The organism is Psychromonas aquatilis, assembly GCF_038155185.1.
Lineage (GTDB): Bacteria > Pseudomonadota > Gammaproteobacteria > Enterobacterales > Psychromonadaceae > Psychromonas > Psychromonas aquatilis.
This window is the reverse complement of record NZ_JBAKAZ010000040.1, coordinates 15279-30733: the sequence shown is the minus strand read 5'-3', so window position 1 is coordinate 30733 and position 15455 is coordinate 15279. Positions and strand designations below refer to the sequence as shown.

The 15455-nt window shown below is 36.7% G+C and carries 10 protein-coding genes; 4 read left to right on the top strand and 6 right to left on the bottom strand.

Annotated elements, in window-relative coordinates:
- Window positions 1–399: 399 nt before the first annotated feature.
- The 5 genes from V6256_RS10830 to V6256_RS10810 all read right to left on the bottom strand — a co-directional run bounded on the left by V6256_RS10830 (window position 400) and on the right by V6256_RS10810 (window position 12045).
- Complete coding sequence (locus V6256_RS10830) at window positions 400–1893, bottom strand: Ppx/GppA phosphatase family protein (RefSeq protein WP_341598228.1); 1494 nt, start codon at window positions 1891–1893, stop codon at window positions 400–402.
- 388 nt (window positions 1894–2281) lie between these two features.
- Window positions 2282–5632 carry a type I restriction endonuclease subunit R gene (locus tag V6256_RS10825; RefSeq protein WP_341598227.1) on the bottom strand — a complete coding sequence of 1117 codons (3351 nt, stop codon included), beginning with the start codon at window positions 5630–5632 and terminating at the stop codon, window positions 2282–2284.
- Window positions 5633–5640: 8 nt separating this feature from the next.
- Window positions 5641–8925 carry a hypothetical protein gene (locus V6256_RS10820; protein WP_341598226.1) on the bottom strand — a complete coding sequence of 1095 codons (3285 nt, stop codon included), beginning with the start codon at window positions 8923–8925 and terminating at the stop codon, window positions 5641–5643.
- A gap of 2 nt (window positions 8926–8927) precedes the next feature.
- A complete protein-coding gene (locus V6256_RS10815) occupies window positions 8928–10427 on the bottom strand; it encodes a restriction endonuclease subunit S (protein ID WP_341598225.1) in 1500 nt (499 codons plus the stop codon).
- Window positions 10417–12045, bottom strand: coding sequence for a type I restriction-modification system subunit M (locus tag V6256_RS10810; protein ID WP_341598224.1), 1629 nt, complete (start codon window positions 12043–12045; stop codon window positions 10417–10419). Before V6256_RS10810 ends, V6256_RS10815 begins: the two co-directional genes overlap by 11 nt.
- 264 nt (window positions 12046–12309) lie before the next feature.
- On the opposite strand from V6256_RS10810, the gene V6256_RS10805 reads away from it, so the two are divergent.
- The 4 genes from V6256_RS10805 to V6256_RS10790 all read left to right on the top strand — a co-directional run bounded on the left by V6256_RS10805 (window position 12310) and on the right by V6256_RS10790 (window position 14426).
- A complete protein-coding gene (locus tag V6256_RS10805; protein ID WP_341598223.1) occupies window positions 12310–12522 on the top strand; it encodes a DUF3892 domain-containing protein in 213 nt (70 codons plus the stop codon).
- A gap of 211 nt (window positions 12523–12733) precedes the next feature.
- Entirely contained in the window at window positions 12734–13051 is a 318-nt protein-coding gene (locus tag V6256_RS10800) for a hypothetical protein (protein WP_341598222.1), read from the top strand.
- Window positions 13036–13347, top strand: a complete 312-nt coding sequence (locus V6256_RS10795) for a HipA N-terminal domain-containing protein (RefSeq protein WP_341598221.1) — start codon at window positions 13036–13038, stop codon at window positions 13345–13347. The genes V6256_RS10800 and V6256_RS10795 overlap by 16 nt, the downstream gene beginning before the upstream one ends.
- Window positions 13348–13394: 47 nt before the next feature.
- Window positions 13395–14426 (top strand): type II toxin-antitoxin system HipA family toxin, encoded by a 1032-nt coding sequence (locus V6256_RS10790; RefSeq protein ID WP_341598220.1) that lies wholly within the window; start codon window positions 13395–13397, stop codon window positions 14424–14426.
- Between the two features lie 220 nt (window positions 14427–14646).
- Here V6256_RS10790 and V6256_RS10785 read toward each other — a convergent pair whose 3' ends face one another.
- Entirely contained in the window at window positions 14647–15399 is a 753-nt protein-coding gene (locus V6256_RS10785) for a class I SAM-dependent methyltransferase (RefSeq protein WP_341598219.1), read from the bottom strand.
- Window positions 15400–15455 lie beyond the last annotated feature (56 nt).

The following is a 15455-nucleotide window of genomic DNA, read 5'->3' as shown; positions in this document are numbered from 1 at the left end:
TGAAGTGTGTTCTTTTATTTATTGCACTTGCAAGGGAGGCTGAAGCCACCGCCCCAAAGTCAAAACAAGGTTCCTGAAAAAGAAGTCGCAGAGCTTCTCCGCTCATGATACTAAACTGGCGCTTAATTCGCCCGCCGCCACAAAGTAGCATTTCTGACAGAAGTGATTTTAAGTATTCTAGATTTATAGAGCACTCTTCAAATATTTCGAACGCTTTACTAGTAGTATTAACGTTCGCTTCGGGGCGGTAACTTTAGTCTCCCTGCTTGCGTCAAAATAAAAAAACAAACTAAACTTCATCTAAGTAAAATATAGAAGAATCAACACACTAGGAGGGCAAAGAAGTCTTAAAGTATTGTGATTAAATACTTTTAAGACTTCTATTATTTGAATCGTCTATTAAAGCTCAATCGCTTCTGCTACAACTTTCAAAGAAAGCCCGGCTTTTTGCTGTTGTAACACCTCTTTCTCTAACATCGCAAAAAGGTCATTTTCTTTAAATAGAACCGCTGGAATATCTATTTGTAACTGCTTTCCTTCAAACTTAATTTTAGCAAGCTGCTGTGGAAAATCACGACGCCCATGGGTCAGAATAATCGCTAAACGTAAAAGTTGCACTATTTGGTAATATTCATCTTTAGAAATCACATCAAAAGTAATTGGTGAATTAATCTTACCTCGATGATCCCCAACCATAGCGGCAATAATTTGTTGTCCTTGCTCGCTAAAACCCGGCATATCACTGTGTTCAATAATATAAGCACCGTGTACTTGGCGTTTTTTAGAGTGAATATTAATACCAATTTCATGCATTAACGCCGCGTATCGGAGAAACATAAAACGAGTTTCATCGATTGCCTTGCCTTGCTCAGCCAGTTGCTGGTTAAACAATTGCAACTGTAATAACACGCGCTTACTAAATACTTGGTCGATACGATGCAAATGTAATAAGTTAGTGACAGTACGATCACGAGGTAGCATTTTCTCTTCGGTACTACTCAACCCATACAAGACACCTTCTCGCAACGCCGATGTACTGATATTGATGTTTTTAACCGAGAACTCATCCATAAAACTACTCACGATGGCTAAGGCACCTGCGGTGAGCGTAAAACGGCTTTCTTCAATACTACTTAATCCTAAGTTATCAAAGCTCTTAGCCTCAATAAAACGAGCAATTAAACGTCTTACCCGCTTTTCAGTAATATGACTATCACCATGTAGTTCTAACATACACTGTTTGATCACTTTGAAAGAGCCAGAAGTGCCTAGTACCCCCTTCCAACCTAACGCTAAGCATTCTTCGACAATAGGTGCTAAAACGCTACGCGCTTCCGCCTGCGCTAAACGCATACTATCAGCAGTTATTTTGTCATCATTAAAGAAGCGTGTCGCAAAAGATCGGGAGCCCATTTCTAAACTGCGTGCAAACTTAATTTTAAAGCGCTTACCAATAATAAACTCAGTACTTCCACCACCGATATCCATTACAAAGGTGGTGCCTTTGAGCGGATAAGTATGTGCAACACCTTGATAAATCAAAGTCGCTTCTTTTTCGCCGCTGATCACTTCAATAGGGTAAGGAAATACTGCTTTGGCACGTTCAATAAACTCATCGCTATTCACTGCAACACGTAAACTATAAGTCGCCACTACTCTAACAGCTCGACAAGTTAATCCAGATAACTGTTGATTAAACTCAGCAAGACAATCTAAACCGCGTTGAATAGCTTCTTCTGACAAGTGTTTGTTTTGATCAAGGCCGCTGGCTAAACGCACACTTTTTTTACTGGTAAAAACAGTTTGAATACAGCCTGTTAACTCTCTTGCAACAATTAAGTGAAAACTATTTGAACCTAAATCAATAGCGACTAAATGGCAGTCCTCATTCATATCTATTCCTTTCTCTATTCATGTTAGTTAGATAAATCATTTTACCTGCTAGAGGTTAACCTTGGTTTTGTAGCGCTAATAAAAACTCAACTCCCCTTAATAATGTCTTGGTTTAAATTATTAAGATAGTCATATATTACCATTTGTGAACGGCATAACACTTGATCTTTTTTAGGCTAGATCCGCTTTATCGCAATATTGATTAGTCATCATGGTCAAAAAACTTAAACTCTTTGCTTTGTACTAATGACATGCTTAACTTGATATTCAGTGTTACTAATCAGGTTAATGACGGTACTAAAAGACTCTTTTTTATGACGACTAGAAAATGCCTCCCAATTAATGCTACAAACACTTAATACTAACGCCTAAAAATACTTGGCATAAGTTATGTTTTAGTATTTGCTTTAACCGCCTCAGCTTGTTCAAATATTTCTTTGTATACTTCATCACGACTTACTGGCGGATAACCAAATTTAGCCAACACCAAGATTAACTCTACTTTTAACATCGCTTTAATATCATCTCGGTGATTCCAGTCCGTAAACTTCGCTTTCTGATCTACAATTTTTTTGACTTCTTTCGCTAGTTCAATGAGTTTATCTTCTGGGTAATCAAAGTCATAACGAACCGCTAAGGTTTTTAATGCGTCATAAAAAGCTTTTTCTTCGATATCAATTCCTAGCTCATCACCAGCATTCATTTCTTTTTTTACAGCATAAATTTCACCGACAATACTTTCAGCAAAATCATCTAAAACATTGCCAGCATATATGGTCTCATCTTTACGTTCGTTATAGCGTTCAACCAATGCTTCAAAACGTTTGGTGAAATCAGTGCCTTGTACTTGGTTTACTTTCTTTAATTCGCCAATCGCTTTAGCTAACAACTGTTGTAATATCTTAATCTTGGTATTGGGAAGCTTAATCTGTTCAATTTTAGCAATGTAATCATCATTGAAAATATCAATCTCTCCCCCGCTTTCATTACCCAGTTTAAAGATCTCTTCTACGCCATCACTTTGTAATGCTTCAGAGAGCATTTCACGTACTTTTGCATTCATCTGCGCTGCATCAGGCACTTCGCCAGTACTAAGTTTAAAAACAATAGAGCGAATCGCTAAGTAGAAGTGGATATGATTACGCTGATCTTCGCTTATTTTTTCACTACCACAACAAACGTCATAAGCCGCTTTTAAGCGTTTCACTATATCGATAAAACGTTTTCTACGCTTTTCAGTCACTAATACAAACTCAGCCGCATGATTTAAACAATTTAACTGTGCGACTGCTTGGCCAGTAAAGTACGGAGCAGAATCGAATGTGTGGAAAGCATCCCTTAACAAAGCGAGGTGATTTTTAACTTCAATAATAGAGGCTTCAACATCTTCAAAATTGGTTTCATCGGTTTTAGAGTATTGCGCTAAGGCTTTATTCATGGCTGATTTAATGCCGATATAATCAACCACCAAGCCTTTATCTTTACCTTCAAACTGACGGTTAACACGAGAGATAGTCTGGATTAAACTGTGTTTTTGAATGGGTTTATCGATATACATGGTATCTAAAAATGGCACATCAAAACCGGTTAGCCACATATCAACCACGATGGCGATTTTAAAGTTTGAGTTCTTATTTTTAAACTGTGTATCTAAGGCTTTACGTTGGTCTTTTCCACCAAGTAAGTTATACAAACGTTCTACATCATCTTTACCACGGGTCATGATCATTTTCACCCGTTCAGAAGGTGCGGCAATACGCCCTTCGCTGATCGCACGCTTGCGTTCAATGTCAGATAACTCATTGGCATTATCTGTATCTATTTTTTCAAACCAAGCCGGGCGTAATATTTCTAGTTCTTGGTATAGTTGATAAGCAATACCACGAGAACTACACACAAACATAGCCTTACCCGCAACCGTAGAGCCCTCTTCAACACGTTTTTCATAATGCTCGACAAAATCCTTAGCTAACGCACTAATACGATCAGGGTCGCCTAAAATGGAATTCATATTCGCCGTTGCTTTTTTACTCTCTTCTATCTGTAATTCATTACTGCCTATAGCTTCACAGTCTTTATAATACTGTTCAATCTCTTTGAGTTTATTATTGTTCAAACACACTTTTGCAGCGCGTCCCTCGTAAACAATACGCACTGTAATTTCATCTTTTACCGATTCAGTCATGGTATAAGAATCAACAACCTGACCAAATACATCTAAGGTTGCATCCACTGGTGTACCGGTAAAGCCAACATAAGTCGCATTAGGTAAAGAGTCGTGTAGGTATTTTGCAAAACCAAAGGTTTTCTTAACGCCCTTTTCTGTCACAGTCACTTTTTGATCTAAATTGACTTGGCTACGGTGCGCTTCATCGGAAATACAAATCACATTACAGCGATCCGTTAATAGCTCGGCATCTTCAGTAAATTTATGAATGGTCGTTAAAAACAAACCACCACTGTTACGACCTTTTAATAACTCACGTAAATGGCTACGGCTAGTGATCGTGGTAATCGTATTATCACCAATGTAGGTTTTAGCATTACCAAATTGCTGTGATAACTGGTCATCTAAATCGGTTCGGTCAGTGATTAAAATAATCGTTGGGCTTTTAAAATCGACACTTTTCATCAACAAGCGTGATAAAAACTGCATGGTATAGCTCTTACCACAGCCCGTTGCACCGAAGTAAGTCCCCCCTTTACCATCCCCCAATGGCTTTTGATGCACTTTGATATTCTCAAAGAGTTTTTTGGCCGCATAATATTGTGGATAGCGCGGTACAATTTTTATCTCTTTTTTACTGGTGTCAGGGAAAAACACAAAGTGGCGCATCACATCACGTAAACGCGCTTTATCAAATAAACCTTGAAGCATAGTATGTAAGGAGTTTATGCCATCTTCAGCCACCAGCTCTTGGCCAGTCACTTTGCCCCAAGAGTAAAAGAATTGATAAGGGGCAAACAAGTTTCCCACTTTGTTATTCACGCCATCACTGATCACACACAGAGTATTAAATACAAACAATTGTGGAATATCACGACGATAACGAACGGTTAACTGTTTAAAGGCTTCAAATATTGGCGCTTTTTCGCGTATCGCACTTTTAAACTCAAATACAACGAGCGGTAATCCATTGATATACAAAATAGCATCAGGAATACGCTTTTCACCCGTTGCACCGACAATTTCTAACTGGCTAACGACTCGATAAATATTGCCGTCGTCTGTCGTTTTGTTTGCTTTAGCATCTGCTAAGTAAGCGACATTATCTTCGGCTACCTTTAACGTTTCTTGGTTGACTACAGAATTAACAACGGCATCATCAGTAATACCTGGTAATAACGATTGTTTAACAGACGCTTCGACATTGTCGTAATCAAGCAGTTGAATATACAAATCTTTTTGAGAAGCACTACCCGCAGTACTAGCAGATTCGCGTTTTAATAAAAAACCATCACTCAACCACTGACAAAACGTTTTGTTACTGTCGTATAAATCACTGGCAGGCAGGGTTTCTAGTTTGCGAATAATCGATTCAATTTCACCGCCAGTAATGCCCGCACTTTCATAACGCTTGGCTAAGAAAGCCCGTAAATCCGCTTTAATTAACACTTCAGATTGAGCTCGTACACCATCAACTAACAACGGATGCTCACCACCTTTACTGTGTGGGTAACCTTGCTCGCCTAACAGCTCAATAATCGCTTCTTCTAATTTGGCTTCAGTGAATTTCATTTATTAGCCTACCTATCTCCATCAGTAATGTTCAAAGTGGTCTTAAAACATTGCATGCCTTCGGTTAAATTTACATCCATCCAGTATTGTAAGTACAGGTTACCTAGACTTTCGTTATTTTCGTACGCGACATACTTTAATTTAATTAATTGTTTTTCAGATACTTCAGCAAATTTAATGTGCTCAAATATGTCTTTTGATGTTAACAGCGAATGATTCACATCTGTAAAACTCATTCTAAAAACTTCGATCGCACCAATATGACATAAATAGTCATTTCCATATCCATCAATAAATGTAATTCGATTATTTGAGGCAGTTCTTTGGTCATAACTCGCCTTATGAAGTGTTTTCTTTAAATTGTCATCTCCAACAAACATAATTGGATTTTTAATATGCTTAGCTAATTCTAATACGTCTATTATATTACTTTCTGCATTATCATATTCAAAACAATCAGTTATTGTATAACGCAATAGCTCTCTCAATATATTAACTTTAATATCATTATTAATAATTCTCTTGAAACTATCTTCTTCGTTGATTGTTCTATTTTCTTCAAGCCCAACTGCAATTTTTTCCTTAGCATAATCAATCAAATAAACCTGAAAGAATTTTTGATCTGTTATATCAAGGTTTGTGCTAAATCGTTTAAATAATTTAATTGGAAATAAAGGAGAGTTGCTAACGGCAATTAAAGATTCAGAGCATACTTTACCAAAATAAGTTAATAACTCTTGGTCTACTTCAGCATCATTTACTATTTTGTGTTGACGATTTTTAACCTGTTCAATAACTTTCTGTACAGAAGTTTTAAAGTTTTCTATATTACTAGTAAGCTCTTCTTCAGCCATTAAAATAGAACCATCTATTTCTTCTGCAATTTTCAACCAGGTTTGTAAGTCTTCGATCAGTGTTTTTTGATCCATATGACTAAAGGTAGCTGAAAATATTATATCAAACCATTTATGTGCTAATTGCCATTCATGCGTAGATAAAGAAATAGCAATTTCAACATATGCTTTATTCATACTACAAACATCATTTCGCCCCCAGCCTGAATAGATTCGCCCTGATACTCTTTTTTGTTCATTAACTCGACTAAATGATTCAAGAACTTTAGATAGCCAAGAACCATAACTTCCTTCACCATAATGCGCATAATCTCTTTGCCTTATGAATGCACCAAGCAGATCACTACAGTTTGAAATAGCTCCTGTAGTTCGATTAATAGTTCCATTAATAGTCCCGGTTGGATGAATTGCAGCACCAGATAGTAAAGCTTTTATATATTTATTTATAGAGTCCTTTTTGTCTGACTTTGGCTTTAATAATATATAACAAGCCGTAATAACTCTTAGATCAAAAGCTGCATTCTTTAATGCGATATCAAAAGCGGGTATAAGTTTAAAGTCATCTCCTTTCAGTATGGATTTCCAAGGCTCTATATTACTACTTTCAAATAGAATTCGATGCGTCACCAATTCAGAATTCCATCTATATTTCTCATGAAACAACTCTCTTGAGGAAACTTTTTTAATCCAATTATTGAGCATATCAACTCCCCAACCAGCAGCTTCAAAATTATCATATCGAAGCGCAGTAATCGCAGTTTGAGCAGTGAATTCTAAGTGTGTTATTAACAAAGGTAAGGTTTGCTTTATATTCTCAGAGTGCATCTCTCTTGGTCCAATATAATCTAACCACGATTCCCATGAACCTACAAAATCATATAAAATGTCTTCATACTTGTTTAAAATCATCATATCGGTAGTGTTAAAGCTAAAAGAACGCCACTCCATCAACAATACCCAATTAAAATAATTACCTTGAATTAGCTTAAATCCTTCTTCCTCGACTAAGTCCTCCCTTCTAGAAAATATACGTTTATGCAAGTAAAGAACCTCGCCATAAAACTCTTTATTATCCGGAATTAACTCCACAGCTAATTTTGACACTTGATAATATTCAGACATAATTTCATCTAAATACCTTCGACTAAAAAAACTAGTAGTAGGTAATAAGAGCCAATTATCAGGCTGATTACTATCGTTGATAAAACCCAGTGCCGAGGCTATTTCAATGTGCCATTTTACAATGTTATCTAATGACGATTTAAACTCACCAATATTCTTTTCTCTTAATGCATCATGAGTTGACCCTATAACAGCTTGAATCATTGACGTTAAACTTTTATCACCTTTATCTTCAACTTGTTTAGTAGAGAAACTAAGACGAATTAACAATTTAGAGAGCCTGCTTAGATTTAGACCAGAGTATTTTATTAGGGATAAACGAGGATTCGGACGACTGTACCAAATTGGCTGTACAACAAACTCAGCTCCTTCATTTAATTTAAAGTTCCATCCAACCAAACCTTTAGCAACAAACCATTTTGATAACCATAAACTCGAGACCCAATAAGTAAATCCTAGCTTATAGCTTTCGAAACGTATGACGGTATTAATTAAACGAAAAGATACATTGTAAATTTCAAGGGGAGTTTTTGAAGGCTTACAAATTTCTTTATATTTGTCATCGGAAAGTTTATAGGTTCTAACTTTAAATAGCCTTTCATCAGGGATAAATAAGTACTTATTCTGTATTGCGTTATGAAGCAATAATTTTTTCAATCGCTTTCTGATATCAAACTCACAAAGCTCATGCATAGTAAAGCGAACAATTAACCGGTCTCGTTTAGCGTCATCTAACATTAAGAATGTTGTACTGAAAAACCAACTTGTGAGTAATACATTAAACGTCAGCCATAATGCTGAGGTTAAACAAATTGCAACATAAGTTGACGGGGCTAAACTAGCACTAAAAAAATAACCCACAATGATAAAGATGGATAAAAACAATCCGCTCAAACCAGCAAACATAAATCCCGAATACATTTGATAAATCGGAAATATAATTTTCTTCGCAGATTTATTTTGAAAAAGAACACCAATAAGACCGATTACTAATGGGTAAACAACACCTACAATGGTTAGCTGCCCAGCAAGAAAAATACCTTGCCACTCAATAAGTTTTCTCCAATGAGGAAAGTAACTAATTGCAATTGAACCAATTACCCCCTTCCAAACTACTAAATTCACAACAATTAGAACAGAAATAATAACCATTAATGCAATATAAAAACGATGCCGCTGAGACCAACGTAAAATACTCTTTTCTAAATAGCTCCATTTACTCGCTAAAAATACCTCGTTTTGATACAAAGTTTCATTAATGTCTTTATCGACATTATATTGAAGTGTATTTAGTATTTTACCGAAAATTTTAAGCACTATTAGATACTCTCCGTTTTAGAGGGAATTTGTAATTCGCCTGATATTAGCTTGGGTAAAAGTGTGTCTCGAAGTCTTATTAGTTCAATATTTTGCATATTATTATTAAGAACTTTTTCAAATAATAAACTTACTGTTGTACTAAACTTATTAGTTAATAATTCTCCCGAAAAAGGTAAGTTTATTGACTTAAAGGTTTCACGGGTTATCGTATTAAAAACGGAGCCATGACCTCGTTTTTGCAAGTCAGAAACTTGATACCTAGTTAAAAAATAAATAAATTCATCCGATATATCGTTCTTGCCATTAATACCGTAGCAAGATTGGTTCATTGCCATAGGAGTGGCCACAAGAGCACATTTTCCAACAGTCCCTCTTGCACTAATGATTGTGGTTCCTGATCGTAATATTTTTGTTGACGACTTCTCTACGCCCAGTTTTGTAACATGCTTATCAGTATCAACCACAAATACATCACTATCGTTTGGAGCGTCTACAACAGAAAACCAAGGAATATCACCATTCCAATATTCTTCAATACTTGTTTTAGGTGTACCACCACCTGTTAAATTAATTAAAGACTCAAAGGTAACAAGACTCCAGCCCTTCGGAACCCAGCCGTTGATGCCAATTGATGGTTCGTCGGTTGGTTCAAACTCGCTTGGAAAGTGTTGATGGGTATTTTCTGCTTGTGATGCTTGTGTCAGTGCGATGTTATTTTCAGTCTCCGCTAGGTTATGCTGTGTTAGTTTGGTTTGTAGTGTTGGGTTATCTTGCAATACCTGTAAGCGTGATGTCGCACGTTGTACTAATGCTGCAGGCCAGGCACTTGGGAGATTTTCTAGGTTAAAATCAGCCTTAGCTAATGCGTTGTCAAACACAGGATCAAAATCAACAAACCAGCTTTTAAACAAGGTCTGCGCCATTTTTTCAAGCGTTTGGTTGGTTTGTTGGTTGAGCTCTATTTTACGTTCTAACGTATTCAATTGCTTCGCAATTCCACGCCTAACATCCTCAGGAGGACAATAAAACTCAAAAGCATAAATATCTTTAATGGTTATACTTGCCTGATTCGCACTTCCTTGAGCTGTTGCAATTATATAGTCAGAAAATCTCTTAGATTTCAAAAGTGAGTATAAATATTGCTGATCATATTTCGTTTCAGTTTTGACCTTAAATCTGACTGCATTTTGGTTTAACAAAAAGCCATTACAACTTTTTGGAACTTTGATAACTTTCCCAACAACTGAAGCTGGATTTTTGGGCCACGATCCAACAGTAGCAATAATTACATCATTTTCACTTAATACAAAATTACCTTTATCTATTGTTTTCTCAATTGAGATATACCTTAAATCTGAAGTATCAATTGAATCATGGGTCAAATTACTTACTCTAACAATCCCGACACCGCCATCAACATAATCCTTAGATTTAAAAGCAAAACCTTTTTGATGAGATGCAAACTCCCCTAGTCTAATTTGCTGCCAATTACTCCCCATAACCCAGCGCCTCCAAGTTTTTACGGATCGCTTTATCAAGCTCTTGCGCTTGGTTCATTTGGCTATAGAGGGTTTGGCTGAGTTCGGTCATTTTAGTTTCGAAGGGAATACCATCGTCAACAAGTTCAGCGGCGCCAACATATCGACCGGGTGTTAATACATAATCGTTGGCTTTCATATCCTCAAGGGTTGCTGATTTACAATAACCCGCGATATCTTGGTATTCTTTTCTTGCTTTCTCGCCTTCAACAACCAGTTCTTCGCCGCGCCAAACGTGGTAAGTTTCGGTTATTTCGGCAATATCATCGTTGGTTAATTCTTTTAAGGTACGGTTAACCATAGAGCCCATTTCACGTGCATCAATAAATAAGGTTTCCCCTTGGCGATCACGGCGTTTTAATAAGCCTTTTTCATCATTGCCACGTTTGTCTTTACTTATGAACCATAAACACACGGGAATTTGTGTGGTGTAAAACAGTTGCCCCGGTAAGGCGATCATACAATCGACTAAATCGTTTTCGATGATTTTTTGACGAATGTCGCCTTCACCACTGGTATTTGAACTCATTGAGCCGTTGGCTAATACAAAACCAGCTGTACCATGCTCGCTGAGTTTTGAAATTATGTGCATGATCCAAGCGTAGTTAGCATTACCTGTTGGTGGTGTTGGATAACCTGCCCAACGTGCATCATCGACTAATTCGTTATCAGCACGCCACTGTTTTTGGTTAAACGGAGGGTTTGCCATAATATAATCGGCTTTTAAATCGGGGTGTTGGTCTTTAAAGAAACTATCGCCTGCTACGTCACCTAAGTTACCTGAAATACCACGTACTGCGAGGTTCATTTTCGCCAGTTTATAGGTGGTATTGGTATATTCTTGCCCGTAAATAGAGATGTTTTTTTGGTTGCCGTTATGGCTGTTAATAAATTTAAGCGATTGCACAAACATACCGCCTGAGCCACAACACGGGTCATAGATTTTACCTGAAAACGGCTCAATCATATCGGCAATCAGCGTAACAATGGATTTTGGCGTATAGAACTCACCACCGCCTTTACCTTCAGATGCCGCAAATTTACCTAAAAAGTACTCATAAACACGGCCGACTAAATCTTCTTCGCTTTTAGCTTCTTCTGCGTTATCAGCACTTTCTTTAGCGATGGTGTCGATATTGTTAATGGTATCGATTAATGCAGACAGTTTACTGCTATCTAACCCTAAACGAGAAAAGTAGTTATCAGGTAACGCGCCCGCTAATGATTTATTGCTTTTTTCTACGGCATGTAACGCTGAGTCAATTTTTACCGCGATATCGTCTTGTTTGGCGTTCATTTGAATAAATGACCAACGTGCGTCTTCAGGTAAATAGAAGATATTTTCCATGGTGTAAAACTCCACCATATCGATATATTCATTACCGTACTCTGCAACAATGGCATTTTTACGCACTTCAAACTTATCACTAATGAATTTAAGGAAGATAAGGCTTAATACGATGTGCTTGTATTCAGCAGATTCAACACTACCACGCAGTTTATTGGCTGCATCCCAAAGGGATTCTTCAAAACCAACTTTTGATTTTTTTGTCGTTTTTTTAGCGGGAGATTTTGCCATGATGTTTACCTAAAACGTTGTTTGAAAGAGCTTACTTTTTAATAGGCTATCATTGTACCGAACTATTCATAAAATTTTTACTTTTAAATCAAGAGGATCTACACATATTGAACAATATGTGCCAGAGAGACTATTTTACATTTACAAGCTGTATATAAAAACAGCCAAAATTGCAGTGCTTCTTGAACATTAGTACAATATATGAGCAGTTTAATATTGACTGTTAATACGTTACATCACATAAAAATTATTGAGAGGTTCAAAATGGCTATAAATATTCGTGGCAATGCAGATAGTAAGAACGGTAGTAATAACAGCTATACAATACCTGGTCGAGGGATAGTCACTCGTGCACAATTAGTTAAAGAGACAATTAACGGCCAACACCCAAATCATCATGTCGTAACAAATAAGAGCGGTAAAAAAGCAATAAGAGCCAACCCTGATAAAACTAAAAATAATAATATAGATAAGTAAGAGACAACTTTGTGGGAAAGGATTCCCTGTTAATCCTTGTTACCCGTTAACGCCTCTATTAGCTTGCGTTTTCCTTCATCATTCAGTTTTCCACCTCATAAATGAAAGTAAAATTAAATATTTAATTAAAAACTATCTTATTTGAACCTTTTTATTTTAATTAAATCATATTTAAGCTATTATTTATTTATATAATAAAAAAGGGTCATTTATGAACAACAATTCAATTTTAAAAATTCGGACTGAAATTGATGAGTTACACAAGTCGCTTGTTGAAACTGTCGATGAGCTAGAATCAAAAGCCACTAATCCAAGTGATGGTGTTGATCTTAATGATATGAATGAATTAGCCAAGCTGATGAAATATAAACGGAAGAAGATTGGCATTTCAATGGAGGACTTGGAGCTTCAAACTAGCCTTTCATATTCAACACTCAAACGCATGTTTTCTAACCCGTCGAGCGCCCGTTTTTCAAGCGTTATCATGGTATTAAAAGAGCTAGGGATAAAATCATGGGCAGAAAAGTAAATGTTTTTATGTTTGGAGTGTTGGCTGGAACACTCGAAGAAAAAGCCGATAAATACGTTTTCACTTACAATGAAAACTACAAAGGTAAACCGCTATCGCTAAGTATTCCTACCTCCGCTCTAGTTCATGAAAGCAAGGAGTTACACCCATATTTCAAAAGCTTAGCACCTGAGGGTTGGCTAAAGAAAAGGTACTCTGAAATACAGAAGATTGATGAAAGAGATACATTCGGATTTTTAATAGCAAATGGAACTGATCTGCTCGGTGCCATTACAGTCGAGTCCATCACCAAGTAGTTCCGAATACAAGATATAAATGAAGTTAATAAACTTAAGAGAAAACGATGAATTTAAATAGATGCCTAATTACGCTGGAGCCACTTAAAGGAGAAAAAGAACTCAATTCAGGCTATACAAAAAAAGGGATTAAATACCTTACGGGAAACGTCTCGACAAAAACGACATTGCCTTTCACTAGAAGTGAGTTTATTGAAGTTGAGCCAGTTAATCAAAAAGGCATGAGCATCTCTGGCTATCAACCAAAATTATCGCTGTGTATCATAAATAACCAGTTTAATGTTGTAAAAAATAGCGCCGCTTACATCCTAAAACCATCCCCCGAACAATTTCCAATGCTTGCAGAAAATGAGCATGCAATAATGCTTGTTATGCAAAAGTTAGGCTTTGATGTCCCCCCGTTCGGTCTTGTTGGGTTTGCAAAAGAGAAAGATGAAGATCCTACTGAATATGCTTTTATTATTAAACGCTATGACAGAGTGAGCGAATTAGAAAAAATACATCAAGAGCAGTTAGACGGCTCTATGAATGTTGCTGACAAGTATGGAAAAATAGATGATGTTTCAAAAGTCAGTTACGAACAAGTGTGCAAATTTTTAATCGAGAACATTGACTCAAGCCTAAAGTTTAAACAAGACCTTTTCTTGCGGATAGTCTACGCTTACGTACTTGGAAACAATGACTTACATTTGCGTAATTTTGGAATACTAGTCCCTAAAGTTGGGCGAGAAAGCTTAGCACCCGTTTATGACTATGTATCAACCATTCCGTATTTTGAAGGTGACCCTTTAGCCTTACCGCTGTTAGCGCTAGAGGAAAATGAAACAGATTTAGCGCCTGGCTTTAACACAGAACATGGTACCTACATAGGATATGATTTTATCTTATTTGCTAGGGCAATCGGTATTAGTGAGAAAATGGCATTAAAACTACTCCATGATGCAACCAATAAGAATGCTTCCGTTATTCTAGATACCATTAACGCTAGTTATATGAAATATGAACACAAAGATAAAGTGAGTAGTTGTATAAATCTACGATTAAAAGCGCTCAAAGAAACTGATTACCACCCTCTTTAGTCAGTAGCATAGCCAATAATGTAGTTATTAACATAGTCAGTAACATAGTCATCCAATAAGCCTTACCGCTAATAATTAGAGATAAAGCAAAATTAAACCATGTGTTGAAGTAGGCCTTTAGTAACAACGTGTCGCTGAAAGTAGAGTATAAATATATCTTACTGTCATCTAATTATTGCAGCGACACAAACACTAAAATAACTCTTTCAGCGCGACTTACTTAACTGCCAATGGCTTTTTTGACATACACATCAAAACGATTATTTTTCATTTTAATGCTCATGCTTGGCTTTTTATCATTTAGAAATGGTGCATAGTCTGGACGTTTTACAACCACTCGATATTTTGCCGCATTTAAAGCCACTTCCAATAAATTATCTGCATCTAGGTCAGCACCGACAATACCTTGAAATACACGCATCTCTTTTTTGACTAATGCCGATTTCTTTTTATGTGGAAACATTGGATCTAAGTAAACAACATCAGCTTGATGATCTTTTAAGTAATCATAACCACTTGCGTGAGTTAAACGCATTCGTTGTTGCATCCAATCACCTATTTCAGCATCTAAATAGGCACGCTCTAAGCCATCTTCAAGCAGCGCAGCAGCAACAGGGGAACGTTCTACCATATCGACGCGACACCCTAACGAAGCCAAGACAAAAGCATCTCGCCCTAATCCTGCAGTAGCATCAATCACATGTAATGTTACACCTGACTTTATACCGACAGCTTTGGCAATAGATTGTCCTTTACCGCCACCAAATTTACGACGATGCGCTACAGCACCTGAGGCAAAGTCAACAAAAACCAAGCCCTGTTGTTTGTCATCAAGTTGCTCTAAGGCAAGATATTCAGGTAATAAGCGAAGTTGAAAATGTTCACTGCGAGGAGACAAAAAGCCCCATTTCTCACGTAGTTTTTTTGCTTTAGGCGCAAGAATATTTTCATTACAGATCAAAGCAATATCCATTTTAGACCTTTTTTTATTCATTGATATTTTTATTTATAGTAAAAAAAAGCCAGTCA